This window comes from Agrobacterium sp. NPDC058088 (assembly GCF_042885035.1).
In the GTDB taxonomy this organism is placed as follows: Bacteria; Pseudomonadota; Alphaproteobacteria; order Rhizobiales; family Rhizobiaceae; genus Agrobacterium.
In genome coordinates this window covers 203305-227613 of sequence record NZ_JBHVSU010000006.1, presented here as the reverse complement: position 1 = coordinate 227613, position 24309 = coordinate 203305, and the positions used below count along the sequence as shown (strand labels likewise).

Annotated in this window: 22 protein-coding genes; 13 read left to right on the top strand and 9 right to left on the bottom strand. The window is 55.1% G+C overall.

Annotation, left to right across the window (positions count from 1 at the left end; translation table 11 throughout):
* Window positions 1-76 precede the first annotated feature (76 nt).
* Window positions 77-3211 (bottom strand): response regulator, encoded by a 3135-nt coding sequence (locus tag ACFVTJ_RS17825; RefSeq protein WP_386909675.1) that lies wholly within the window; start codon window positions 3209-3211, stop codon window positions 77-79.
* 155 nt (window positions 3212-3366) lie between these two features.
* Between ACFVTJ_RS17825 and ACFVTJ_RS17820 the strand changes: the two genes are divergently transcribed.
* The 8 genes from ACFVTJ_RS17820 (at window position 3367) to ACFVTJ_RS17785 (ending at window position 8451) form a co-directional block, all read left to right on the top strand.
* Window positions 3367-4374, top strand: a complete 1008-nt coding sequence (locus ACFVTJ_RS17820; RefSeq protein ID WP_386909608.1) for a sensor histidine kinase — start codon at window positions 3367-3369, stop codon at window positions 4372-4374.
* Window positions 4375-4548: 174 nt separating this feature from the next.
* Entirely contained in the window at window positions 4549-4902 is a 354-nt protein-coding gene (locus tag ACFVTJ_RS17815) for a cupin domain-containing protein (protein ID WP_386909606.1), read from the top strand.
* Between the two features lie 500 nt (window positions 4903-5402).
* Entirely contained in the window at window positions 5403-6626 is a 1224-nt protein-coding gene (locus tag ACFVTJ_RS17810; RefSeq protein WP_386909604.1) for an ATP-binding protein, read from the top strand.
* Between the two features lie 184 nt (window positions 6627-6810).
* The gene (locus ACFVTJ_RS17805) at window positions 6811-7065 is read left to right on the top strand and encodes a type II toxin-antitoxin system Phd/YefM family antitoxin (protein ID WP_386909602.1); all 255 of its coding nucleotides are present in this window, start codon (window positions 6811-6813) and stop codon (window positions 7063-7065) included.
* Window positions 7062-7484: a type II toxin-antitoxin system VapC family toxin gene (locus tag ACFVTJ_RS17800; RefSeq protein ID WP_386909600.1), complete on the top strand. Its 423-nt coding sequence runs from the start codon at window positions 7062-7064 to the stop codon at window positions 7482-7484. Before ACFVTJ_RS17805 ends, ACFVTJ_RS17800 begins: the two co-directional genes overlap by 4 nt.
* Before the next feature lie 152 nt (window positions 7485-7636).
* Complete coding sequence (locus ACFVTJ_RS17795) at window positions 7637-7891, top strand: type II toxin-antitoxin system ParD family antitoxin (protein WP_386909598.1); 255 nt, start codon at window positions 7637-7639, stop codon at window positions 7889-7891.
* Window positions 7891-8184: a type II toxin-antitoxin system RelE/ParE family toxin gene (locus ACFVTJ_RS17790; protein WP_386909596.1), complete on the top strand. Its 294-nt coding sequence runs from the start codon at window positions 7891-7893 to the stop codon at window positions 8182-8184. The genes ACFVTJ_RS17795 and ACFVTJ_RS17790 overlap by 1 nt, the downstream gene beginning before the upstream one ends.
* A 123-nt stretch (window positions 8185-8307) precedes the next feature.
* A complete protein-coding gene (locus tag ACFVTJ_RS17785) occupies window positions 8308-8451 on the top strand; it encodes a hypothetical protein (RefSeq protein ID WP_386909594.1) in 144 nt (47 codons plus the stop codon).
* Between the two features lie 20 nt (window positions 8452-8471).
* Here ACFVTJ_RS17785 and ACFVTJ_RS17780 read toward each other — a convergent pair whose 3' ends face one another.
* Both ACFVTJ_RS17780 and ACFVTJ_RS17775 read right to left on the bottom strand, forming a co-directional pair.
* Entirely contained in the window at window positions 8472-8681 is a 210-nt protein-coding gene (locus tag ACFVTJ_RS17780) for a hypothetical protein (protein ID WP_386909592.1), read from the bottom strand.
* A gap of 834 nt (window positions 8682-9515) precedes the next feature.
* Window positions 9516-9797: a hypothetical protein gene (locus tag ACFVTJ_RS17775; RefSeq protein WP_092774003.1), complete on the bottom strand. Its 282-nt coding sequence runs from the start codon at window positions 9795-9797 to the stop codon at window positions 9516-9518.
* A gap of 1043 nt (window positions 9798-10840) precedes the next feature.
* Here ACFVTJ_RS17775 and ACFVTJ_RS17770 point away from each other — a divergent pair.
* A complete protein-coding gene (locus tag ACFVTJ_RS17770) occupies window positions 10841-11161 on the top strand; it encodes a hypothetical protein (RefSeq protein ID WP_386909590.1) in 321 nt (106 codons plus the stop codon).
* Window positions 11162-12191: 1030 nt separating this feature from the next.
* Here the strand turns inward: ACFVTJ_RS17770 and ACFVTJ_RS17765 are convergent.
* The 4 genes from ACFVTJ_RS17765 to ACFVTJ_RS17750 form a co-directional block, all read right to left on the bottom strand.
* Window positions 12192-12356, bottom strand: a complete 165-nt coding sequence (locus tag ACFVTJ_RS17765) for a hypothetical protein (RefSeq protein ID WP_386909588.1) — start codon at window positions 12354-12356, stop codon at window positions 12192-12194.
* A gap of 752 nt (window positions 12357-13108) precedes the next feature.
* Complete coding sequence (locus tag ACFVTJ_RS17760) at window positions 13109-13984, bottom strand: transglutaminase domain-containing protein (protein ID WP_386909586.1); 876 nt, start codon at window positions 13982-13984, stop codon at window positions 13109-13111.
* A 368-nt stretch (window positions 13985-14352) separates the two neighbouring features.
* Complete coding sequence (locus ACFVTJ_RS17755) at window positions 14353-14589, bottom strand: hypothetical protein (protein ID WP_386909584.1); 237 nt, start codon at window positions 14587-14589, stop codon at window positions 14353-14355.
* Between the two features lie 258 nt (window positions 14590-14847).
* Window positions 14848-15114, bottom strand: coding sequence for a DUF1488 domain-containing protein (locus ACFVTJ_RS17750; RefSeq protein ID WP_386909583.1), 267 nt, complete (start codon window positions 15112-15114; stop codon window positions 14848-14850).
* 617 nt (window positions 15115-15731) lie between these two features.
* Here ACFVTJ_RS17750 and ACFVTJ_RS17745 point away from each other — a divergent pair.
* The 4 genes from ACFVTJ_RS17745 to ACFVTJ_RS17730 all read left to right on the top strand — a co-directional run bounded on the left by ACFVTJ_RS17745 (window position 15732) and on the right by ACFVTJ_RS17730 (window position 19806).
* On the top strand, window positions 15732-15986 hold the full coding sequence (locus ACFVTJ_RS17745; protein ID WP_386909581.1) for a plasmid stabilization protein: 255 nt from the start codon (window positions 15732-15734) through the stop codon (window positions 15984-15986).
* Entirely contained in the window at window positions 15983-16399 is a 417-nt protein-coding gene (locus ACFVTJ_RS17740; protein WP_386909579.1) for a type II toxin-antitoxin system VapC family toxin, read from the top strand. Before ACFVTJ_RS17745 ends, ACFVTJ_RS17740 begins: the two co-directional genes overlap by 4 nt.
* Before the next feature lie 243 nt (window positions 16400-16642).
* Entirely contained in the window at window positions 16643-17893 is a 1251-nt protein-coding gene (locus ACFVTJ_RS17735) for an ATP-binding protein (protein WP_386909577.1), read from the top strand.
* A 182-nt stretch (window positions 17894-18075) separates the two neighbouring features.
* Window positions 18076-19806, top strand: a complete 1731-nt coding sequence (locus ACFVTJ_RS17730) for a GAF domain-containing protein (RefSeq protein ID WP_386909575.1) — start codon at window positions 18076-18078, stop codon at window positions 19804-19806.
* Window positions 19807-20108: 302 nt separating this feature from the next.
* Here the strand turns inward: ACFVTJ_RS17730 and ACFVTJ_RS17725 are convergent, their stop codons facing one another.
* Both ACFVTJ_RS17725 and ACFVTJ_RS17720 read right to left on the bottom strand, forming a co-directional pair.
* Window positions 20109-22049, bottom strand: coding sequence for a methyl-accepting chemotaxis protein (locus ACFVTJ_RS17725; protein WP_386909573.1), 1941 nt, complete (start codon window positions 22047-22049; stop codon window positions 20109-20111).
* A gap of 666 nt (window positions 22050-22715) precedes the next feature.
* A complete protein-coding gene (locus tag ACFVTJ_RS17720) occupies window positions 22716-24305 on the bottom strand; it encodes a bifunctional aspartate transaminase/aspartate 4-decarboxylase (RefSeq protein ID WP_386909572.1) in 1590 nt (529 codons plus the stop codon).
* Window positions 24306-24309 lie beyond the last annotated feature (4 nt).

Genomic DNA, 24309 nt, shown 5'->3' with positions numbered 1-24309 from the left:
CCGGCACGCCATCGCCAAACAGCGCGATGGCAAATGCCATTATTCCCGTCCGCGAGCAATCCCAGCCAAATTGCTTTCACAAGGTCCGATCGGCCTTACCCAACACCTGTCGCAGGCCATCGATACTGAAAGGCTTGGATAATTGCTGCGCATCGGAAATGCCCGAGGCTGTCTTGGCGTTGTCGTCACCGCTTGCGAAAACGATCCGCACGTTTGGCCAGCGTTCCCTTACATGCCTGGCAAGTTCGATCCCGGACATGCCGGGCAGACCGACATCTGTCAGCAACATGTCGATCCTGTTGGTCTCAAGGACGCTGAGGGCATCTTCCGCTGAGTTAGCCTCATGCACCGTGTGACCAAGCTCCTCTACCATGTCGACCGTCGACATCAGGATAAGCGGCTCATCCTCAACGATAAGGACATGCGGTTTTGTGGACACCGTTGGGCGGCTATCACGCGGCTCCTGCTCGGGTGCAGGCGCGGGCTCCTGGTGCTCCATCCGTTGCAAGGCAATCCTGTGTTGCTGCGCGTTGTTCAGGACGTGGCGGACTTTGCGGGCCAGTGCCTCGCGCGTGTAGGGTTTGGATAGCAACTCGACACCAGAGTCCAACCGGCCGCCGTGGACGATCGAATTTTCGGTGTAGCCTGAGGTAAATAACACGGCCATGCCAGGGAACTGAGCCTTGGCCTTCCTCGCAAGATCTGTGCTGCGCATCGGGCCTGGCATCACGACGTCCGTGAACAGCAGGTCGATCTGAACGCCACTGCTGACGACGGCGAATGCGGACTGTGCGTCTCTCGCTTGGAGGACGCGGTAACCAAGGTCCGTCAGCAGCGCCACCGATGTTTCCCTAACGCCGTCATCGTCTTCCACCACGAGAACAGTTTCAGTGCCACCCGTCACCGCAATGGCCTCTGGATCACTCAGGCTGTCTTCGACCTGCACCGTGCGCGGCATATAGAGTTTCATGGTCGTCCCATGCCCGACCTCGCTGTAGATTTTGAGGTGGCCGCCGGACTGCTTAAGAAAGCCGTAAACCATCGACAAACCGAGGCCGCTTCCCTTCCCGTCCGTTTTCGTGCTGAAGAACGGTTCAAGGACATGTTCGATGATATCCGGCGATATTCCTGACCCCGTATCGGTCACTGCAACGAGTACATATTGTCCGGGACGGACATCGTCGTGCGAACGGGCGTAATTGTCGTCGAGAACCGCATTTCCGGTCTCGATTGTCAATCGTCCGCGGCCTTCCATCGCGTCCCTCGAATTGATTGCCAGGTTAAGGATGGCGTTCTCCAACTGACTCGGATCGATCAGCGTATTCCATAACCCGCCGGAGACAACGGTTTCGAGTTCTATCTCTTCGCCCAGTGCCCGGCGCAGCATATCGTCCATATTCTGGATGAGTTTTCGAACATTGACGACCTTGGGCTCGAGCGGCTGACGGCGACCGAAGGCCAAAAGCTGCGATGCAAGCTTTGCGCCGCGGGCAACGCCGGCCAAGGCATTATGCAGGCGTTGTTCTGCCCGCCTGTTGCCGTCGATATCTTTGGAGAGAAGCTGCAGGTTGCCGCTCACGACCTGGAGAAGATTGTTGAAGTCGTGCGCCACGCCGCCTGTGAGGTTACCTAGCGCTTCCATCTTTTGCGCCTGCCTCAGCGCGATCTGTGCGGTTTCGCGCTCGACAGTTTCTTTCTCTAGCTTCAGAAGCGCAGTTCTCAGTTCAATAGTGCGTTGCTCGACTTTTTCCTCAAGGGTGTGGTTAAGGCTCTGAAGCTGATCCTCAGCCCGCTTTTGGTCCGTGACATCAAAACCATCAACGAAAATCCCAGTCACCGATCCCTTGAGGTCAAAGATGGGCTGATAGATCAGGTGTACGAAGCGCTGATCCGGCTGCTTTTTGCCATTCCGTTCTAGAAACACCGGCACATAACGGCCGATATATGGTTTGCCCGACTGGAAAACGCCGTCGAGCAATTCGAAGAAACCCTGTCCGGCGATCTCGGGAAGTGCGTCTCTGACGCTGAGGCCGACGAGCTTGCGGTGCCCGACAAGCTGCATGTAGGCATCGTTGACCAGCTCGAAAGTGTGCTGAGGCCCGCTGAGGATGCACATGAAACTTGGGGCTTGCTGGAACAGGGCGCGCATCCGATCTCGCTCCGCGGTCCGAAGTTCCACTTCTGAGGAGAGTTGACGATTGAGCTGCTCGAGTGCCAACGCTGCTTTTTCCCGGATCTCAGCAGCCTCTGCAAGCGCCGCTGCCCGTCGGCGTTCCGTTTCGAACGCTTTGGCGCTCGCCAAGCGCGAGGTGATCTGGCCGGCAATCAATTTAAGGAAATCCAGGTAATCGTCGCTGACCGCCCGATGCGGATTGAGCCCGGTGATTATTACCCCTTTGGGTTGGTCGCTGGCTTGTCCGACCAAAGGAACGACCGCAGCCTGAGATGGCGCTCTTTGCCAGGGCCCCGACGGGATGGCGTCTGTGGCCGACAACTTTATCAGATCCATGGCCTGTTCTTGCCAGGCGCGTTCAAGGTTCCAGATGCCCACACCACGGTTTATTGTTACGGGCAATAAAGTGTCGTCTTCAGTTGTGCCGCAAACCCACCGGCGCATCGCATTGCCGTTCTCGTCAAAGACATAAAGCGCGCAGAAGGGAAGATCCTGAGGGTTGTCGTTAAGCGCTTTGCGTGAAGCGTTGAGGACTTCGACCTCGGTGTCAGCCACGGCAAGACCCGACGCCAGGGAGCGCATCGTTGCCAGCCGGCGCTCGCTGATGACCCGTTCGGTTTCTTCCGTGACCGCGCAGAAGACGCCCTCGACCTTGCCACTGTCTCCGATCAGCGGACTGTAAGAGAAGGTATGATACGTTTCTTCCGGATACCCGTCGCGTTCGAGAAGCAAGAGCAGCGCGCGGTCCCAGGTTGCCTCTCCGCTTGAATAAACGGTTTCCAAGCGCCCTTTGATATCATTCCAGATTTCAGACCATAAAATCTTCGTTGGCACCGCAAGCGCGTTCGGGTGCTTGCTACCCAATGTTGGACGATAGGCGTCGTTATAGAAAAATGCGATCTCTGGGCCCCAGCCGAGCCACATCTCGAATTTCGAGGTGAGCAGCAGCCGGATCGCGACCTTAAGCGCTTGCGGCCATTCGTCCGGGCAACCGAGCGAACTATTCGTCCAATCATGGCGCCGCATCATCTGCGCCATTTCCCCTTCACCAACAAATATGTCCCGATAACGGTCCGAAACCAACGCCATTCCACTTCCATCCCAATCAAGCAAATCTGCCCAGAACATTGATAACGCTTCGCTGGCCGGCTAGTTCTAGATCAACGGCAGATTTTGTATAGCGCGGGAGACATTTGAAATTGAGCGAACAAACGTCGCGACCCGAATGGAGTACAGAGGAACTCAGGCGCGCCATTCGGTCGGCCGGGGTGGCACTTTGGACCTGGATCGTCAACGACGACACGTTTGTGATGGACGCCACGGCTTATGAACTTTGGGACATTCCTAGCGAGACGAACCTTACCTTCGAGCATCTTTCCGCAAAAGTCCATCCCGCCGACCGGGACCGCGTCAGGGCTGCGTTCGTCGCAACTCGCGCCATTGATGGGCCGTTTGAAATCGATTTCCGTATTTTGACGGACGCTTCCGACGTTCGTTGGATTTCTGCCCGAGGTCAGGGCAACGAGGGAGACGCCACAACCGAAAAAATGACAGGCATTTTCCTCGACGTGACGGGCCGCAAGCAGGCGGAGGAAGGCCACGAGCTCCTTGCAGGCGAGATGAGCCATCGCGTCAAAAATATTCTGGCTCTGGCGTCCGGATTGACAAACATCACCTCGCGGACCACTGAGACGAAAGAGGAAATGGCGAAGCAGTTGACCCAGCGGCTCACGGCCCTGGGCCGTGCCCACGAACTGGTGCGCCCGCTGCCCGACGGTCAGGGGCGGGCGGCGCTGCTCGGAGACCTCTTTGCGGTGCTCCTTGCCCCTTACGACGATGTCGGCGCTTTTGCCGGTCGCATCCGCGTGGCTGTTCCGCGCATGGGTCTGGGAGAGCAGGCCGCAACCAGTCTTGCCCTCGTTATCCACGAGCTGGCAACGAACTCGCTGAAATACGGTGCTTTGTCGAATGATGCGGGGCTGCTCGATATCTCCGGCTCCATCATTGAAGATGAGGTTGAGATTGTCTGGAGCGAACACGGAGGCGATGCTGCCCAGTCGCCGAGATCGGCAGACGGGTATGGCAGCAAGTTGTTGCACAGGACAGTCTCCGGACAACTCGGTGGCTCTATCGACTATAACTGGGTCGAGGGCGGCGTCGTCGTGACCCTGAGGATGAAAGAAAGCCATCTTTCCGGCTAAAGAGCGAGCTTCTTGGTTGTTACAGCGACAATGCCGGGACTGCCACGTCGATCTTGATCACCTCTCGGGCTGTGTAGCCCTCAGAATCCTCCGAAAACCGAAAGTCTTCTTCCAGACTGTTTTAAAACAGGGACCTCCGCCCAGATATCCCTCTTCCGGGACAGGAGGTCATAAATGAATGTACAAAGGTTCAGTATTTCAGATGCCAAGCTGGCCAAGTCACCCGGGCAGAATGCCGAAATTTACGTTCGAAATCTCGTGGATGAAAATCACGGCGGCTCAATCACCATCGGCTACGGTCGATATGAGCCCGGCCAGTCTCTGGCCGAGACGTTGGCCGTGGACGACACGATGATCATTCTCGAAGGGAGTCTTTCCGTGTCAACGAGCGACGGCACAGTGACCGCGGGACCTGGAGACATCGTGTACATGCCGAAGGGTCAGTCCGTCACGATCACCACACAGGGCGACGGTGCTCTCACAGCATATGTCACCTATCCCCATTGGCCACAATTTCACAACGACTGAACAGGAGCCCAACGGCCTATCTTCGGGCGAGGCCGTCCCACCCGTTTCTGACGCAGTCGGCAACGAAACGAGAAAAGAGCTTCCTCATTTGACAAACGTACCGCTTTTATAAATCGGCCAAACCGGACTGGCCTTTAAGGGGAGCATGTACTTGCATAATGCGAAACTTTCTCGAAGGACACGGCCACTGAGCTGAGGGTCGGCGGTTCGATACCATTCAAGGCGTTAAATTCTTCCATTGTACAGCTCAGCATCGTATTCAGCATAAACACAAATTGTCTTCCTCATCATTCTTGACCATCCTCTCGGCGCGTTTCACCTAAATCAGTTCGGGTAATTGATTAGCGAAAGGCGGTGCCCGTGTACCTCTCGCTTACCTCGTGCCACCGAGTTCGGACCTCAATTTTCAATCAGACGGCAAATGAATTTCAAATGGTCAAACCTTGACTTTCAATTAGTCAATAATATATTTTCAAACGGTCATTGAGAGGAATAAGGCTGTGATGCTCTATCCAAGGCACGTCGAGCAACGTGTTGCCGATGCCATGTTAGACACAAGGGTGATTCTGATCGTCGGTCCCCGACAATCAGGAAAAACGACACTGGCAAAGAAGATAGCCAAAGAGGCCATGGAGTATTACACTCTAGACAATGCGACGACCCTGGATGCAGCGCGACAGGATCCAGTTGGCTTCGTAAGGCGTATAGATCGCGCCGTCATCGATGAAATTCAACGCGCCCCCGAACTGTTGCTCGCAATCAAAGAAAGTGTGGATATTGACCAGCGCCCGGGACGTTTCCTCCTGACCGGTTCAGCTAATATTATGACGCTGCCACGCGTGGCGGACTCGCTCGCAGGACGCATGGAGGTCGTTCGATTGCTGCCGCTTGCGCAGAGCGAGATCAGGAGCGCGGGCAGCAGCTTCTTGAGCGACGCCTTTCAAAATGAACCAAAATCCGGAGAGCCCGTCATCGGTGACGACTTGATGGCTGCGGTCCTCGCCGGTGGATATCCCGAGGCATTGAGCCGCAAAACGTTGAGCCGCAAACACGACTGGTATGCGGACTATATCCAAGCGATCGTTCAACGCGACGTTCGTGATGTTGCCCAAATCGAGCAGATTGCGCAAATGCCGCGCTTGTTGCGGATTCTAGCTGAGCATTCGGGACAGCTCGTGAACTACTCCAGAATTGGCGCCCCCATCGGGATGAACCACGTCACAACCCAGAAATACGTCGGTATATTCGAGAGCCTGTTCCTCGCCGGAAGTGTTCAACCTTGGTTTTCCAACAAACTAAAGCGCTTGACCAAAACCCCTAAAATACATTTCCTCGATTCTGGTCTGCTCGCATCTCTTCGTGACCTGTCTCTCGAGAGAATGCGGGACGACAGAGGGCAGTTCGGGGCGTTGCTTGAGACTTTCGTTTTTGGGGAGATACTCAAACTCGCCAGTGCCGCACATACACGATTTGAGTTTTCGCATTTCCGTGACAAGCAGCAGAATGAAGTCGATATTGTCATTGAAGACAGGCGAGGGCGGATTGTCGGCATCGAGATAAAAGCCGCAGCATCCGTCACAAATTCCGATTTCTCTGGCTTACGAATTTTGGCCGAAGAATGCGGAGAGCGCTTCGTATCAGGCATGGTCCTTTACGACCACCACAAGGTAATTCCATTCGGAGAACGATTAGCGGCGGTTCCAATTTCGGCGTTGTGGCATTAGCGCCTGGGAATTCTCTCTAGGCTCCAGACGCGCGAGCGGTCCTGGAAGTCCGGCGGAAAAATGGGAGTTAGGTTCAATTCCCTTCACGAGCTAAGATCTGACCAAGGACCCAATTTCCCACGAGGGCATTGCGTATTGAGGGCGGGGGTCATATATGTAGGTACGTTTCTACATGGAGCTTCGTATGGGTACCATCAGTTTGACCAGCCGCGAATTGAACCACGATGTTGGCAGAGCAAAGAAGGCTGCTGAGGCTGGACCTGTCGTTATTACTGATCGGGGCAGGCCATCCCACGTCTTGATGACTTACAGTGAGTTTGAGCGTCTGACAGGGAAACGCCATAATCTTGTTGACGCGCTATCAATGCCGGGTTTGTCGGCCATCGATTTCGATCCTCCTCGATCGATTATAGCAGCCCGCGAAGTTGATCTGTCTTGAAATATTTGCTCGATACAAACGTTGTCTCCGAACTTCGAAAGGTGGGCGACGGTAAAGCCGATCCGAATGTAACGGCTTGGATAGGTGCGCATGATGCTCGTGATATGTGCATTTCTGCGATAACAGTCTTAGAGCTTGAGCGCGGAATACTTAGCGTTCAGCGCCGCGACATTGCGCAGGGCTCTCGTTTACGCGCATGGATGGATGGCCGGGTTCGCCCGGAGTTTGCTGAGCGCACCATTGTAATCGATGATGCGGTGGCTACTCGTTGCGCCCATTTGCACATACCAGATCGCCGTAATGAAGCTGATGCAATCATTGCCGCCACGGCGCTTGTCCACGGGCTGGCGGTGGTGACACGGAATATTCAGGATTTCCAGGGAACAGGGTTAGTCCTTGTGGACCCTTGGAGCGTCTAAGGCCAAGATCGCAGGGGCTCGGATCGTCCCTGCGAGTTGGGCAGTAATTGACGTGTCGCCGGTTCATATCCCTTCAAGTGCTTACCATGCAATTTTCACAGTTTGACAAACTTTGCCATCACTGGGTATCTTGAAGCATCAAGGAGACTCGAATGGCGACGATGAATGTATCTCTGCCGGACCCCATGAAAGACTGGGTTGAATCACAGGCAAAAACGGGTCGGTACTCGAACGCGAGTGATTACGTCAGAGACCTGATCCGCAGAGACCAGGCCCGCACGGACAAAATCGCCGAGATGCAGCGCTTTGTCGACGACGGGCTCAAGAGTGGCGTAGGCAGCCGTTCGCAAGACGGACTGTTCGCTATCGCTACCGCGCGAGCAGAAATCAACACTGGACGCGATTAATGCCCTTCAATCTGCTTGCCGAGGCGGAGGAGGATATCGTCTCGATTGCGGAGCAAGGCATTCGCAGCTTTGGCCCACAGGTCGCCAAACGATATCACGATGAGCTTTTCGCGATATTCGAGCTGATTGCTTCGAACCCGCGAATGGCTCGTGAGCGACACGAAATTTCTCCTCCGGTCAGGATCCATCCGTTCAAGGCCCACTTGGTTGTCTATCAGATCAACGACGACGGGAGTATTTTTGTCATCCGTATTCGCCATGCGCACGAAGATTGGGTTGGAGATTCCTTCTAACGTCCCCAGGATGCCGGTAGATTGGCAACCGGCCATCTTGCCACGGCTGACCAGCCGAGGGGTTACCTCCTCCGCTCAAGAGAAGTTTTCCAGCACCGCCAGATCCACCTTGGGGAAAAGACGATGGATGAAATCCTTGAAGAACTTCCCGAATTGACCGACGATGATCCAGTCGATGCAGATTTGCTTGCAAGGATGCGGCCTGTGGCACTCTGGGAAATTCGCGTTCATGATCAACTGCCAGAAGACGTCCATCATGAGCGCTGATCCGACAACTTGAGCGAAGATCAATGAAGAGTGGACGATATCCCCGGTGGGCCGAAGAGTGCATCAGCTATTTCCCGAAGCGCCGCACTATCGCCGCTCATAGAGTAGCCGCCCCGGCTCGACTTGGCACGGGATGCAAAGACAAACGGCACGTCCGCTCCTTCAAGAATAATTGACGCTGAGACGAGGGTTTCATCATCGGCGCTAACGTCGAGGATCGCGGCGTCCACGCCTCCCTCCATCACTGCATCAAGAACGTCTGCGAGTGATCGGAGTGGCCCTATAAGAGTTGCCTCCGCGGTCACTAGCCGATCACGGCATGCCGCAGTCAGCATAAGTCGCTGCTCCACAATTAGGAGCTTCTTGCCTCTGAATTGCCGTAGCACGAGAATCTCCTCGCTCTGGTTGGCGCGGTCCCCACGCCCGGCGATGGTGAAGGTCTCTCCCCCGCCTCCGCACAACCATCAGCTTCTGCGTCGAAAGGCAAGGATAACAACGAGACCCTATCGTTAGCCACGACCCGAACCACAATGCCGGTTAACTGTTCCCCAAATCTCAGACCGTCCTTCGGGGGTAGTGCGCTCCCTCGGAACAAAACACACAGGATGATGTGTGAGAAAATATGCAGCGATACTGCTGCCACGTGCGCGAGGCTGACGGTCTCTTGGTTGATAAAGTGGGCACGATGCTTTCGAACGCGAGCGCGCACGTGTCGAAGCTGCGCAAACGGCCAGAGAGACTCTAGCAGAGAAACTTCTGAAGAACGAAGTCGTAGATGGAGCAGAGTTTGAAGTTGTCAGGGGCGACGGTGTTTTGATCCCGGAAATCCCGCTGAAATCGGTGATGCGGTTTGAGTAGGCTCTGACCCAGTATGCCAAGAACCCGTTTGAAAACGTTTGCCTTCAAATATCTAACTCGGAATATTCCTCTTACTCATTCTGCAGTCGCCCGCGGTATGTTAGAGATAGATTTCCACTGGAGAAAACGCGCCGTGCAATTCGGTTGTATTGCCGCGTGCGCACGAATTGACCAGCGCATTCCCGGGCCAACCCATCAAACGTCGATCACTGGTCGGGCTCGTCGCATTGGGATTCGGTATCTTTTTTCAGCGCCTCGTCAATCTCGTCTGCGGAGACCTGCAGAAACTGGCGCGTCACTAATTGGGCGGAGACAGCAGGTATCTCAAGATGTGTTGCTATAGGTTGATACGATGGGAAACTGAGACCCTCGACAAGTTGTTCATCAACAACCAGACGATATGTTCCAGCTTCCAAGGGCGTTACCAAGCCTTCCAGTACGAACGGATTAGCGAAGGTAATTTCAGTGTATGTCTTTCGTTCCTTCATAATCATATCCTCTTTTCAGCCGCGAGAGTTCGGGCACCCTGGGGATTAATAAGGGCATCGCTTGTTGTGCCTGCCCCACCTTTGTTCGTCCTGGACTGTTCATCGACCCTTAATCGATCGATCGCCCGGTTTCCTGAAAAAGTTCAAGACGTATATCGTGTTGCGGGGGACGGTTTTGAGGACATCAATCACCGGCGGTGATTGGTAAGAACGGTCAAATGAGTGCGCTCTCCCTAGACGGCGCCTCAATTGCCCTGCGAGAGCATCGGCAGATGTTTCTCCAGCGAGGAACAGTCTCATTACAAGAAACGCGGCCGTGTTGTATTGTCGCTGGTCGTTATGCAGCAACGCGGCGTTATAGCCAGCACTCTTTAAGACCGACTGGATCATCTCCATCTCATCTGGGGAGATGGCTGCGAAGCTGGGGTGGGACGACATCCTGCCCTCCTCTCGTTGGGGCCAGGGTAACCGACCCTCAACCAGTAGTGCCCGTGACATCGCTACCGACGCTTTACAGTGCGCTTGAATAGCTCCAGACGCAAGCGATTACGGGTAATGGTAGAACCTTAGCGAAGCTCACCAGCCAGTCGCTGGGCACCATGGAGTGGCGGCTGCATTCCAGCGCATTGGAATTCCCTTGCTAATGAACCTCAGAACGCGCAGGCTGATTCGTCGGCAGCTTTTTAAAAGGGCGTTGCCGCTTCAAGGTGAAATCCCTTGGCCCCAACGAAAGGAGGACGCAATGTCGTCCGCCACAGAATACGGCCCGATTTCGTCTCACGACCTGAATATGTTACGGTCCCTATTGTCAGAGGTTGGCTTTGAAAACGACGCGCACGTGAATGGCGATCGGTCATTCAACAAGCCCACCCGAAAGATAATTGATCTTTTTCAGGGCGGGATGACCGACCCTTCAAAACTCAAAGGCGAAATGCTGTTCCTGTTCGGGGTACAGAAACGGGAAAGTGTGTCGTCTCGCAAACCACTCCCGAGATATGCAATCCAGGGTCTCCCGGGGTTCGGCAGATAGCGGGGAAAGACCTGTGCGCGCATATGTTCTTGGAAGCATGATGCTTTGGTCCGCTTTCTTCCTGGTCTGGTATTTTTTGACGCTTTATACCGCGAGTGGCGAGCTTGAAAAAATGCAATTCGGACCCTCAGGAGCACCAGTTATGTCCGCGGCCGGATGCGCTGTCGAAGTGGCGGCTCTTCTCGCGATGAGCGACAAACTCCTGAAAGCGGGCGGACCAGAAGTGCCAGCAGAGTTGCGCACCACCATTGAGGGCTGCATCTCCTTTGACGCGGTGAGTAGAGATACGCTTGCGAAGACGCAGCTCATAAGGTTTTTCCCGGGAAAAAGATAAGCTGCGGAAAGCGGCTTCATGCCGCGGCCACATACTGTTTATCGGGTGCGGACCGTGCGGTGATGTCGTACCTTTTCCAGCGCTTAGTTTATGGAACCGCAAGACCGCCCCTTCGGGTCAGCGTGGTAGCAACGCTGATCTTTTATCGTTGACTGTCGCAGATCGAAGCTCATCCAGTCGTTACGAGAGTCCGTCAGATATTTCGCCGATCATCCGAGCCGGCGCGAAAGCGGGTATCCGGGCGCGTCGTAGAGGACGCGGATCTGCCTTTGACTGTATCGGGCCTCGCCAATCTCCAGAAGAGAGCCCCGTTGTTGACTGTACGGCATGTCCTCTACCGCGAACCGCAGAGCTTAGGCTGCTGTTTCGAACCGTCGGTAGCGAGGGCCCCTTGTCTCGACTTTCGACTTGCCGGCGTAAACGCCAGCTTCGCCTGTATAATCGAACCGGGTCAAGCTAACGCCATCGCTTCTGTCGCGACAGGCAGCGTCTTGAATGGCCCACTTGCTATCCCGCAGTTCGAGCTTGCGTCGCTGCAACCCCGTCGGAACGTTCAAAAGCTTTTCGTAATTGGATCCGGCTTCTTGGGCGGGCGCGCTGAAGAACGCCTTTGCGGATTTTAGGATGGTGTAGTTTGGCATTGATTCCTCGAAAAAATGAGCGGGTATTGTGCTCTCTGGCAATGACATTGGCCTTAACAGCCCCCGCCGTGCTATTTCCTGCTGAAATTCGCAGAGTGTCGGGCCGCAACGCTTACCCTGAGCGCCAGATGGCGCGGGTCCTCGCTGCGGTTTCGTCTTTCGTCGGTTTGCGGCATTCTCGGTTGCTGCGCGCTTGGCTTTTGGCCATGCTTTTTCCTGTCCGAATGTAGGCGCTTTTTGAGCTGATAGACTTGGCCCGGCGCTTGTCTCGAATCAAATCGGCTAAGTGAGGAGGGGCGTCCTTCCCAATTACGCACTCACGTTAAGCAATCGGGAATCGGCTTGTTGCTCCATGGAGCGGTGCAGGATTGTCGCCGAAAGCGGTCTCTTTATTCCTGAGCCGTATGCTTTCCGAGCCGCTCAATCAGCACCCGAGCAGCCTTGTCCCTTACGGCCTGTTGTTTCTCATCGCGGAAGCGATGCATCCCAGCGTCCTCAAGGAGCTCATCGAGTCGGTTGAATTCGTATAGGGAGAATAGCGCGGTGGAAGACATAGCGTCCTCCTTTTCTAAGCTGGGGCTAGGGCACTTGGGCCACCCTTGACGACAGCGCCCATATCATTGGCTGCCGATAGTTCTACCTAGGACAGGATTGTGCTCGGACGAAGGCGGACTTTCTAAAATGGCTAATTGGATCGTTGATGGCGGATCCAAGGGGAGACACTGTCGGAAACGCTTTGCCCACCTACGCAGCTGTCGCTTGCGCAATAGATCCGGGCATGAGGCGCAGTGAGTCCAGAGCTCGGCGGGCCAAGCCGACCGTCCGCTTCTCCAGGGTTTCTTATATCGGTCTTCAGGGCGCAATAGCGAGCCTCGTCCTCCTCCAAAGCAAGGATTGCCTCGCCTGCATTCGATACGACGAGGTTACTCGAAGCCCACTTCCCTCACAACGTCCTCAAGATTTACATTGATGAGGATTTCATCTTCAACGATGAGAACAAGCAGTTTGCGCGCGTATCCGCTGACGATTTTCTGAGATGTCGCGGCGGAACCATCGACTATCAACAAGCCCTGCGATAGGCAGCGACACGGTATGTCTATCGTCGCGACTGCTTAGAATGTGGGGGATTGGTCAGGGATGGCTGAGCGTCCTGATATGATTATCAGTTGCGCATCGGTTTTTCGTCATGCTCCGTGAAGAGCCGACGCCTCGCCAAAATTGGTCCGATGCGCTTCGATACACCATAGGGAGCGCGACCGCGCGAGAATGGCGCTACCTCAATCCTTCCATCCCACGGGCGCGCCGCTCAGGCCGGGTCGAGTGCGTTGACTTCAACGGCCACGTTCATCGACAGGAAGGTGTCCGTCGCGCCTGTGAAACTACCTGAAACCGGCACTGCATGGGTGATGTCGCGGCTCACCGCGACCGGAATCAGGTTGGCACCACCCATACTGCGGTTCGTCGGATCAAATGTGATCCAGCCGGCGCCGGGAACGAAGACCTCTGCCCAGGCGTGCGTAGATCCCTGGTCCGCCGAACCAGTGAGTGTCACGTCCGGACTGAACAGATAGCCTGAGACGATCCTGGCCCCGAAGCCCAAGCTGCGCAACGCCTCGACGAACAATACGGCAAAATCCCTGCATGAGCCCCAACCCCGATCAAGGGTGTTGAGCGGCATCTGCGTGCCTTCCTCTTCCCGGCTCTGGTAGGAGATAGATGATGCGATGCCCAGACTGATATCCTTGAGCAGGGATAGCGTATCCGTCGGGCTTCCGGCGACAAAGGCGCGCGCCCATGTTGCAAGGCGCTGCTCGGCATCGTCATGCTGCTGAACGGTCAGCGCTCCGAGGTCGATCCAGTCGTTATCGGGGTAAAGGAAAGGATAGTTGATTGCCGACGCTGCGATGTCGAAGACAGGCCATGCCGACGCCGTCAGGTCTACGGTCGCCGCGCTGTCCACAACAAGGCTGTCGCTGCGGGTCTGAAATGTCGCTGAAGCGATCGCATTGCCGAATACGTCGTGCGACCAGCTCAGTTCAGCCTCGGGGGAAGTGAAAATCTCATGTCGCAGCAGCCTAAGTTCGCGGCCTTCACGTGGCCTGAGGATAAGGCGATGCGGCATCAGCGATACGTTCTCTCGAAAAACGTATGTCGTACGATGATGAATGTTGAGCATCGGCATGGAAACGGACCCCTAAAAGCTGATGGTGAGACCGATGCCCCGGGACAGGGTAAAGGCGAATCTTCTGCGCGCCGCTCCGGCTCATTAAGGCACCAGTCCGGCCGCCCGAAGTGCATCGTTGATCACCTTGCCGACGCCTTAGTCCCGAACGTCGGCGTTTTGGACCGCGCTTGATTTTGCAAGCCATTCCTCTGGCGAGAACAGCTTCAATGCCTGAGAGACTGTTGATCTGGTCCGGGCCAGGCGCGAACGCGCCTTCGGTCACGGCGACATCAGCGTCACCGGCAAGACCCCAGAACCAAGCTTGGCTTTCCCGAGAAATGTTCCTCGGTCGCCGGTTCGGCGGGTCAGAAGAGTCGCGAGATTGCTCAAGGGGCAATAGATGGCGCCAACGTTTTTTCAAATTCCTCCCTCGATACCGGCCACGCCTCGGTGCGCCCGTTGGAGTTAAGGAGTAAGGTCATTGTCGTATGATAAGCCTCCCATGTGACATCGATGGGCTCCTCATCAATCTGAAGCTCGAAGACGCCTGGTGGATGAGGTTGCGCCATCCCGGGAAGCTGAAATGGTCGAACGATAGTGATGCTTTTCACTGTTGTCTTCATGATGGCACCGTTCCTGTCGGGAGAATGCTGGAATGCCGTGTGGCGGGGCAATCCTCTATCTGCCGGCATTTCGGAGGAGGTCTATTTCCCTGGCGATGGGGCCCAGGAGCTTCCGCAATCGGTTCTCCTCCATCTGGCCGAGGCGAAACCTTTTCGCGAATTCGCTCACAAGCACAGTTTTCGCTGCTTCTGGTTGGAGCGGTGGAACTGATTTGGCTGGACGATGCACGATCATATCCTTTCAGAATCAAGTTATGCTCAACGAAAATGCGTAAGATCAAGCATAATGGCGCCGGATCGGGCTTTTGAATAAGCAGAGATCGCAGCCTTCAGAATTCTTGGTCGTAACGCGTCGAAGGACGCTAGGTAGTCTGCCTCGCTGGTATCTCGATGAGACTTCTCGCAGGCCAGGACTTCGGTCGCTAGATAGAATTTGATCTCGAACATCCCGTCGTATCCGGTGAAACGGACACAGCGGTTTCTGTTGTCAAAACTACGAGCTTCGTTTGGGAAGGAGATTCCCATCAGCGCCCGCCCTCATCTTGCCAGCGTTCAATAGCGCTACTCTTGGATTGGGGATCAAGGCTCGCTCGTGTCGACGACCCTTCACAGTTGGCGAGTGAATTCAGGAGAGCCGATTTTGTCCTCACACCCCTGCGGAATTCGGTTGAGAGAAAGAGTAAGGCGTCACGTTTCACGTCGGAACTCGCGTACGACTGAAATCCCCGGAGGCCGGCGGATCTTAAGACTTCCCTGACCAATTTGAAGCCGGCGGGTTCGATATGCGATGCTGCTGGGTTGGAAGACATCACATCCTCATTTGTTGGGGCAAGGTTCTGCACCCTTGGAGACAGCGCCCTGAAGACGAGCCGTCACTGCCATCTTAAGTCGTAATGAAAAACTGGATTACAAGGGGCAAAGAGTGCGGAACTATTTCCAGGGTCGGTCACTACGCTCGACAACTGAAAAGGGGATAGAATTTTTGGCCTCGACGCGCGACGAAATAGCCGGCCAGAAGGTCAGCCCCTTCAAGAGCGAACGAACGCCCACAATTGCCCGTTTCCTTCTCGTAGTACGACTTGAAAATGCTATCATTTTTGTGCTGGTGATATCACAATGAAAATGTTGATAGGATCGGATAAATGGCGGCGGTGACCATACGAAACCTCTCTGATGAAACACATCGGGCGTTACGCGCGAGAGCAGCGTACCACGGTCGTAGTACCGAGGCCGAAATTCGTGACATTCTGGAAGCCGCTGTTCGTCCATCTGGACGCGTGAAACTCGGCTCGCTTCTCGCGGCCATTGGCCGTGACGCCGAAATGTCAAACCGTGACGTCGAAGTGCTGCAACAACAGCGTGATCGGACACCGGCAGTACCTATGACTTTCGAATGATCTTGCTAGACACCAATGTAATATCTGAGCCTTGGAAGCCGGCTCCTGATGCTGCTATGCCCGCTTGGCTGGATGCACAAGCCATCGAAACGCTATTCATTTCCGCGATTTCAATTGCCGAACTTCGTTTTGGGGTTGCCTCAATGCCAACGGGGAAGCATCAGACGATTCTCCACGATCGCCTTGAAGGTGAAGTCCTACCGATTTTCGACGGGCGTATTCTGCCTTTTAAGGCAGGCACTTCCAAATTCTACGCGGACCTGATGACCAGCGGGCGAACGTCCGGAAAGGCGATCGGGAAGGCTGGATACATTGCTGCTACGGCTACAGAAAACCGTCTCGCGGTTGCGACGCGAGATACAAGCCCATTTGAAGCAGCCGGATTGAGAGTTATCAATCCCTGGGCCGCCTAAGCCTCCAAAATTGCAGGTCGCTAGGTCGACTCTCATCAGGAGCTGAAATACGATTTGAATCATCACTCCAACACGCCTCCGCTCACTCTTCTCGATAGCTGGCGCGTCCCTCCAAGTTTCCGAAATGGACGGCTGCAAGTTCCGGATTGGACGAAGTTGCAATCCGAATTGGACGCATATAAGCTCCGACCTGAATGCATCGGCCATCCTAGCATTTGGTAGCGATCAAGGAGGAAAAATAGATTGAAAGGGGAAATTCCTTCTGACCTCCTTTATCCGAGAGGCACAGCCGAGCGAATTAGGGGCGCGCTCGAAGATACGCCAGTCGTACTTGTGAACGGACCGCGTCAGTGCGGCAAGACGACGTTGGCTCGAACCCTGCTCCAGGCAGATCGTCCGTATTTTACGTTAGATGACGAAACGACTTTACTATCTGCAAAGACCGATCCAGTCGGCTTCGTTCGTCAGATTGATACCGCCATCATAGACGAGGTGCAGCGTGCACCGGAGTTGCTGCGTGCCATAAAACAGGCTGTAGACAACGATCGGCGGCCTGGGCGATTTTTGTTAACCGGCTCAGCTAACATTCTCGCGCTCCCAACGATTTCCGATAGTTTGGCCGGGCGGATGGAAGTCGTAACCTTGTTACCCCTGGCTCAGTCCGAAATTCGACGCAACCAGTCGAACTTCCTCGATTCGGCTTTTGCCGGAACGGTCACAGCCCCTCGCAATCCAACGGTCGGAAGCGACCTGATGGAGCGAGTGCTCATCGGCGGATATCCTGAGATGGTCAGTCGTGGCAATCCCCGCCGTCGATCCGCATGGGCTAGAGAATACATAAGAGCCATTGTTGAACGAGATGTGCGCGAAATTGCCGACGTCGAACGCCTGGACCAAATGCCGCAGCTTCTTCGGGCGCTCGCGCACCATTCGGGACAGTTGCTCAATTTCACCCAATTGGCCGGCCAGGTCGGCATCGATGACAAGACCGCCCGGCGATACATCGGGCTCTTTGAACAACTGTTCCTAGTTCGTCGCATCGAGCCCTGGTTTCGAAATCCTTTGAAGCGTCTTATTAAGACACCAAAGCTCCTGTTTCTCGATAGCGGTCTCTTAGCTGCGTTTGTCGGAATGACGATCGATCGAATTTCAAGTGACCGAGGACTATTTGGTTCATTGCTTGAGACGTTTGTCGCCGGCGAAATCCTCCGGCTTGCGACCTGGAGCGAAGTCCAATCAACCTGCCATCACTATCGCGACAAGGATCAGGACGAAGTAGATATCCTTCTCGAAGACGAAGCTGGCAATATGGTTGGACTTGAAGTCAAGGCCGCGGCAACGGTGACCGCAGCAGATTTCAAAGGCTTACGCAAAGTAGCCGTGGCCACCGGGCGCAACTTCAAGGCAGGCTGGGTGCTGTACGACGGCGACAAGATTCTGCCATTTGGCGATAATCTTGCGGCGATACCGCTATCTTGTCTATGGGGCGATTAAGCTAAGGGCAGCAATTAAGTTCGATTCCCTTCAAGAGCAGTGGGAGGACATCCTCGGCTCCCGCCACCGGGCGCTTGTAAGCTGCTTGCCTGTTCATAAGTCATTCCTTTCAAACACGGCTCAATTGTGCGAATGTCGCCTCGTAAAACGAGGCCATCGTCTCACAAACCGAAAGGACGACAATGGCGCTGATAGACTACTCTGCCAAACCTCGGACGTCACTTGCCAGCCTGATCAAAGCCACATCAGTCATCGAGCGAGCGCGCCGCATCGATGAGGTGATCGCCACTATCCGCTCCAGCGCTCGATCTCTGATCGGGTGCGAGGGCATTGCCCTCATCCGCCTTGAAGGCGACCTCTGTCATTACATCGATGAGGACGCCATCGGCACCCTCTGGAAGGGACAGAAATTTCCAGCGACAGCCTGTCTGTCCGGTTGGTCGATGATTAACCGGCAGACCGTCGTGGTGCCAGATATCGCCAGGGACGACCGAATCCCACACGAGCTTTACGCGGGAAGCTTTGTAAAGGCCGTCGCGATGGCGCCTATCCGCACAGAAGATCCCGTCGGCGCGATTGGGGCCTATTGGTCGAAACCACACGAACCGACGCAGTGGGAGGTTGAAACGCTGGAGGCGCTGGCGGAGGCCATCGCGACCGCCGTCGAAAAGATCGGCTTCGCAGCGACAAACGAGCTATCAGAGGGCGCGGCGTCCGTTCCGGGGGAACCTGCTAGCTATCAGTCAGATATCGACGCCGTAGCCGCCATCGCGGCGGTGCCGACCATACTCGACGTTGCGCTCCGGATGACCGGAATGGGTTTTGCTGCAATCGCGCGCGTAACCGAGACTCGCTGGATCACCTGCAGCGCGCTTGATCACGTCGGGTTTGGTCTAAGGCCCGGCGACGAGCTACCAATCGAGAGCACGCTTTGCAATGAGATTCGCGACCATCGCCAGGCAATCGTCTTCGATGACGCTTTCGCCGACGGCAGGTACCGCGACCATCACACGCCCCGCATCTACGGTCTGCGAAGTTATATATCGATGCCGATCATCCGGGCGGATGGCTCATTCTGGGGAACTCTCTGCGCTATTGATCCGAAGCCGGCGGAGGTCGACAATCCTAAGGTCATTGGAACGTTCAAGCTGTTCGCTGAGCTGATCGCACATCATCTGGATGCAGGGGAAAGGCTGCGTGCGACGGAAGTGTCGCTGCAGCGCGAGCGCGAGTTGTCGGAACTGCGTGAGCAGTTCATCGCCGTGCTCGGTCATGACCTTCGCAATCCGCTGGCGGCGCTTGACGCGGGGACCAAACGTTTGCTCAAAGAAGGCTGGACGGCTCGCAGCCCGCTGGTCTTGAACCTCATGAAGGCCAGCATCTCCCGGATGACTGGCCTCGTCGACAACATCATGGATCTGGCACGAGCGCGGCTTGGGGGCGGTATCTCCCTTGATGTAAGCGAAACCGACCTAGTAGAGGTTCTGCAGGTGGTGGTGGACGAAATCCGTTCGGCACATCCAAACCGCGACATCCGTCTCAATCTGGACCTGCCGCAGCAGGCACTTGTGGACCGACTTCGGATCGCGCAATTGTTTTCGAATCTCGTTTCGAACGCTGTCAGCCATGGTGCCGAAAAGCAACCCGTGGAGATCAACGGTCAGCAGAACAAGCAGGGTATCGAGATCTCTGTGCGCAACGGAGGCACTCCCATTCCCAAAGACGATATTCAGAGGCTTTTTCTTCCGTTCAAGCGCGGAGACGCGTCCCGCAGCGGCCAGGGTCTGGGACTCGGTCTTTTCATTGCGCTAGAGATCGCTAAAGCACACGGCGGGACAATTGATGTCTCCTCTGATGAGATGGCAACATGCTTTTCCTTTAAGGTGCCGCATAAGCGATTGACCTCCCTCTAAACGCTGCTGTCGAGATTAGTACGGATATGTGCTTCCAACCTGAGGCCCTATCGGCTCCTCACATCGCGCCAAGTGTTCAGACAGGGTTATCATCGAAACCGCTCAAGGCTCGCCCCAACCAATGTGTGGAAAGCAGGCCAAGAAGAAGGCAACCGCCGTTCATAAACCGATCAGCCGAGCCATCGTTATTAGAATGAACGAAACTGTTGGGATTGAGTTTTGATGGGGCATCCAACGGCTTTCGGCAACGAACATCCTAGCAAAGGTTGCTCGGGAGCATGAAATGCTCCCGAGCTCGGTTTTCAGAATTCTTCCCAGTTGCCTTGCGTAGCGCTGCCAGAACCCGAAACTCGGCGTGGCTTGGATCTGCCGGCAATGTCGCTAGATGGCAGCGGCGGTACTGCCGCCATAGCACGGGCTGAAGTGCGAAGTGCTGCGGACTGCGCCGAGGCCATCCCGGTCAGGTTGAATTGCGAAAGCTGGGCGGTCAGTGACGCAGCTTCTTTTGCAAGGCTGTGACTGGCAGCGGTGGATTGCTCAACCATAGCGGCATTCTGCTGCGTGCCCTGATCCATCGCGTTTACAGCTGTATTGATCTCCTGGAGACCGATTGACTGTTCTCGCGATGCTTCAACGATCGCACTAACATGCCGGTTGATTTCCTGAACTTCCGAAGAGATGTTCTCCAACGACCTGCCAGCCTCTCCCACCAAATCGACGCCGGCCTGCACATGAACACCCGAACCGCGTATGAGTGTCTTGATTTCCTTTGCAGCAAGAGCCGAGCGTTGGGCCAACTCTCGTACCTCCTGAGCGACGACTGCAAAGCCCTTTCCAGCTTCGCCCGCGCGCGCGGCCTCGACACCGGCATTCAATGCCAGAAGGTTCGTCTGGAACGCAATCTCGTCAATGACGCCGATGATGTTGCTGATCTCCATGGAAGACTTTTCGATCGCTTGCATTGCAGCAACGGCGTTGCGAACGACCTCACCCGATTGTTCCGCTCCCTGACGCGCGCGCCCTACCAGGGCCCCAGCTTCTTCTGCACGCCGGGCGGAGTCCTTTACCGCTGTTGTGATTTGTTCGAGCGCCGCGGCCGTTTCTTCGACAGAGGCAGCCTGCTGTTCCGTTCGTTTCGAAAGATCGTCTGCAGCAACGCGAATTTCGTTTGCACCGGCGTCGATCCCATGGGCGTTCTGACCGACCTGAAGCAGCGTATGCTCAAGTTTTTCGAGCGAAGTGTTAAAATTCTCTCGCAACCGATCAAGCTGTGTCACGAAGGGAGTTGTGATGCGATAGGCGACATTGCCCTGGGATAGCTCCTCCAGGCCGGTTGCCAAACCATCGACAGCGAACTGTGTGTCCGCAGCCTCACGGGCTTTCTGTGCCTCGCGTTCAAGCCGCTCTTTGTCAGATAGCGACCGGTTGTTATCCGCCTCCTGTTCCAGCCGCAAGCGCTCGATAGCGTTGTCGCGGAACACGGCCACGGCTTTGGCCATCTCTCCGACTTCGTCACGCCGATCTGTGCCATCAACCGGTGCCTCGCTCTGGCCTGCAGCGAGCGACAACATGCGTTCGCGAAGTGCAGCGATTGGGCCGGTAATGCCGCGCGAGATAAGAACGAGCGTCAGCGCAATGCCAACGGCAAAAACAGAGCCGACGACGAGAAGGCTGTAAAAGATTGTGTTTCTCGTTTCCACGCCGAGCGCGGCAGCCTTTTCGGCTATACTTTTGGAGTAGCCGTTGATCCAGCCTCGCATTTTCGGCAGGGCGACGGCAACCTTTTCATCGGCCTGGGCGAGAAGCTGCTTTGCCTCCGTGTCGCGGTTCGCAGCCCCTGCTTCAATCGCCTTGTCAGTGATGCTGAAGACTTCCTTCGCGTCCGTTTCAAAGGCGGTGAAACTGCTTGCCTCGCTCGGAAGCAGGCCCCTGGACTCATTGATAAGTTCAAAGAGACGCTTCTTGCTTTGCTGGTAATCGTCCTGCGCTACTTTAAAGCCACTAGTAGCCGCGTCGTACGCGAAAGCCTGGTAGGCATCGTAGACGACAGCGACCAACCTTTGGCTGGCAATCGCCATGTTTATCTCGGCAGAGGTCTCGTTTGAAATGAAGTCCGTATACGTCTCACCGGACGAGCTGTAGTTTTTCGCAATGAGAATGTCGCCTCCAATACCGACAAGACAGAGTGGAAGTATGAGCGAAAGGATCTTCGTACGAATGCGGGCATGTTGAAGGAACGACATGGGGGGTTCCCCTTCGATTCAATGCGGGGGACTGAGCAAGACATTCATCGTCCTGGTCGCGCGCGGGGCGTAGCAGCTGGATCGCTGTCATAATTGTTGTATGTTAAATTTGTTATTTTATTCTTAAATATTAATTAACGTATTAGTTGCGCCTCTGTGAAGATTCAAACCTTGATTGCTTTGCTTTTTGCTGCTCTACGCGGCTCTGTTCGACCAAGATCGACGCTTACCCCATTGTGCTGCCGATGATCTTCATCATGGTTCAGATTGCAGACAACCGGGAATGCACTGGGTCTGCATTGACGTTTGTTTAGTTTCTTATCGGGAACTATATCGAGCCCAAAATTTCGGGAAGTGAATTGCGATTTCGCCTTTTGTGGTCCTCAAAAGATTTTTGTTGCAGCTTCCGTCGGGCTTGCATGGCCCGTTTATCGGGGTGCCGATCACAATTGCTGGCTCAGCATACGGATGCCGTACCAGCTCGAGCGAGCGATGCCGGCGGTGATATCAGCAGCAAATCGCTCTTCCTTCCCATTAGAAGATTGTGAGCACTTTTAGCGCGACGACAGGGTCGGTGAGCGCGCTTTTAACGACGTTCAATATCATCATAACGCTGCCTCAGTTGAAGAGAGGCTTCCCGCCATCGGAACGATGGCAGGAAGCGCGTTATCGATGCGTTTGTTGGAATTTCGCGTAGTACTCGTCAGCCATTTTACGGAGCGATCGGCCAATCGCCGCGTACTCGTACTCGTTGAGATTGGCAAGCGACGCCCGACCAGAGGGGTGCTGGGTGCCAAAGCCGCGTCCCGGCAGCAGAACGATTCCGGTCTCATCGGCAATTCTGAACAGCAACTCGTTCGGCGAAAATTCGTGTCTGACCCATGCTGCGAACTCGTCGCCAAAAAGCCGGCGGGAAATCTTCTCAAGATCCAGCAAGGTATAATAATCGACCGAATTCTGGTCATCCGGAGCGTCCAGGCCGAGCTCAGCGTACAGGGCCGCCTGTCTACGCCGGATAAGTCGCTTCAGTGTTTTCTTGTAGTTGTCGTTTTCGTCCATAAGGGCGAATAACGAAAACAGCACCGTTTGGACCTGCTGAGGCGTTGATAGCCCTGCGGTGTGATTGAGAGCCACGGTACGGCTGTCAGCAACCAAGCGATCGATAAACCTCAATGCCGAAACGTCCGTGACAATCGATGAATACCGCCTGTCGAGCGAGGCTTTGTCTTCCTCCGGCAAGTTTCTGATCGCCCGATCAATCACGTTGTCCCGTCTCAATGCGACGGTTCCCAGCCGCCAACCCGTAGCTCCGAAGTATTTCGAGTACGAGTAGACCAGGATCGTGTTTTTTGGGCAGACAGAGAACAGCGATTTGAAGTCGTCTGCGAAAGTCCCGTAGACGTCGTCGGTTAGTATCATCAAGTCTGGCCGATGATTGTCGACGATGTCGGCGATCTTTTCCAGGCTCCGTTGATCGAGCTTTACCGACGGAGGGTTGCTTGGGTTGATGCAGAAAAAGATCTTGATCGAGGGGTCTTTAAGCTTTTCGAGTTCGGAGTCCGGATATTGCCAGCCAGCCTCTGGGTCCGCCCTGATCGAAACCTCTTCAAGCCCGTATGCGTCCAGTTGTGGAATCTCGATATACGGCGTGAACACAGGCATACCGATAGCGACCTTGTCCGATTTTTTGATCAGACGGTTTTTCTGTAGCGTGTCGAAAACATACGTCATTGCTGCCGTTCCGCCCTCAGTGGCAAAAACGTCTATATCCTGTGGCGATATTTGTCCGCCAATCATCTCTTTCGCCAAATACTGACGGACGATCTGTTCACTGACACGCAGCATGCGCGGCGGAACAGGATAGTTGCAGCCCAATATGCCTTCCACCATCTCGTGGAGGAAATCGGAAGCGGAAAGTCCGAGCTGGTCACGCACGTAACTTATGGCGCGACCAAGAAACACGACGCCTTCCTGGTCTCGATTGTCTGAGACGAAGCGTTCGAATCGCGCTTCGATGCCTTCTATGCGCGGTAAGCCACCTAGGTGCTGCTCCATGTAGGAGTATGAAAGCTCTGATTCCGCGACAGCGAATAGGCCGAGCCTGAAGAAGCCTCGCCGGGGCAGGGTTGCCAGAAAATTCGGGTTGCCGCGTCCCGCGTTCAACATTTGTTTTTCTTTTTTCGTGGACGCCAGTTTGATGAGCTCGTCTTTAAGTTCGAAAGGGCTGAGTTTTGCGAACTGACTGTAATCGTTCATACTT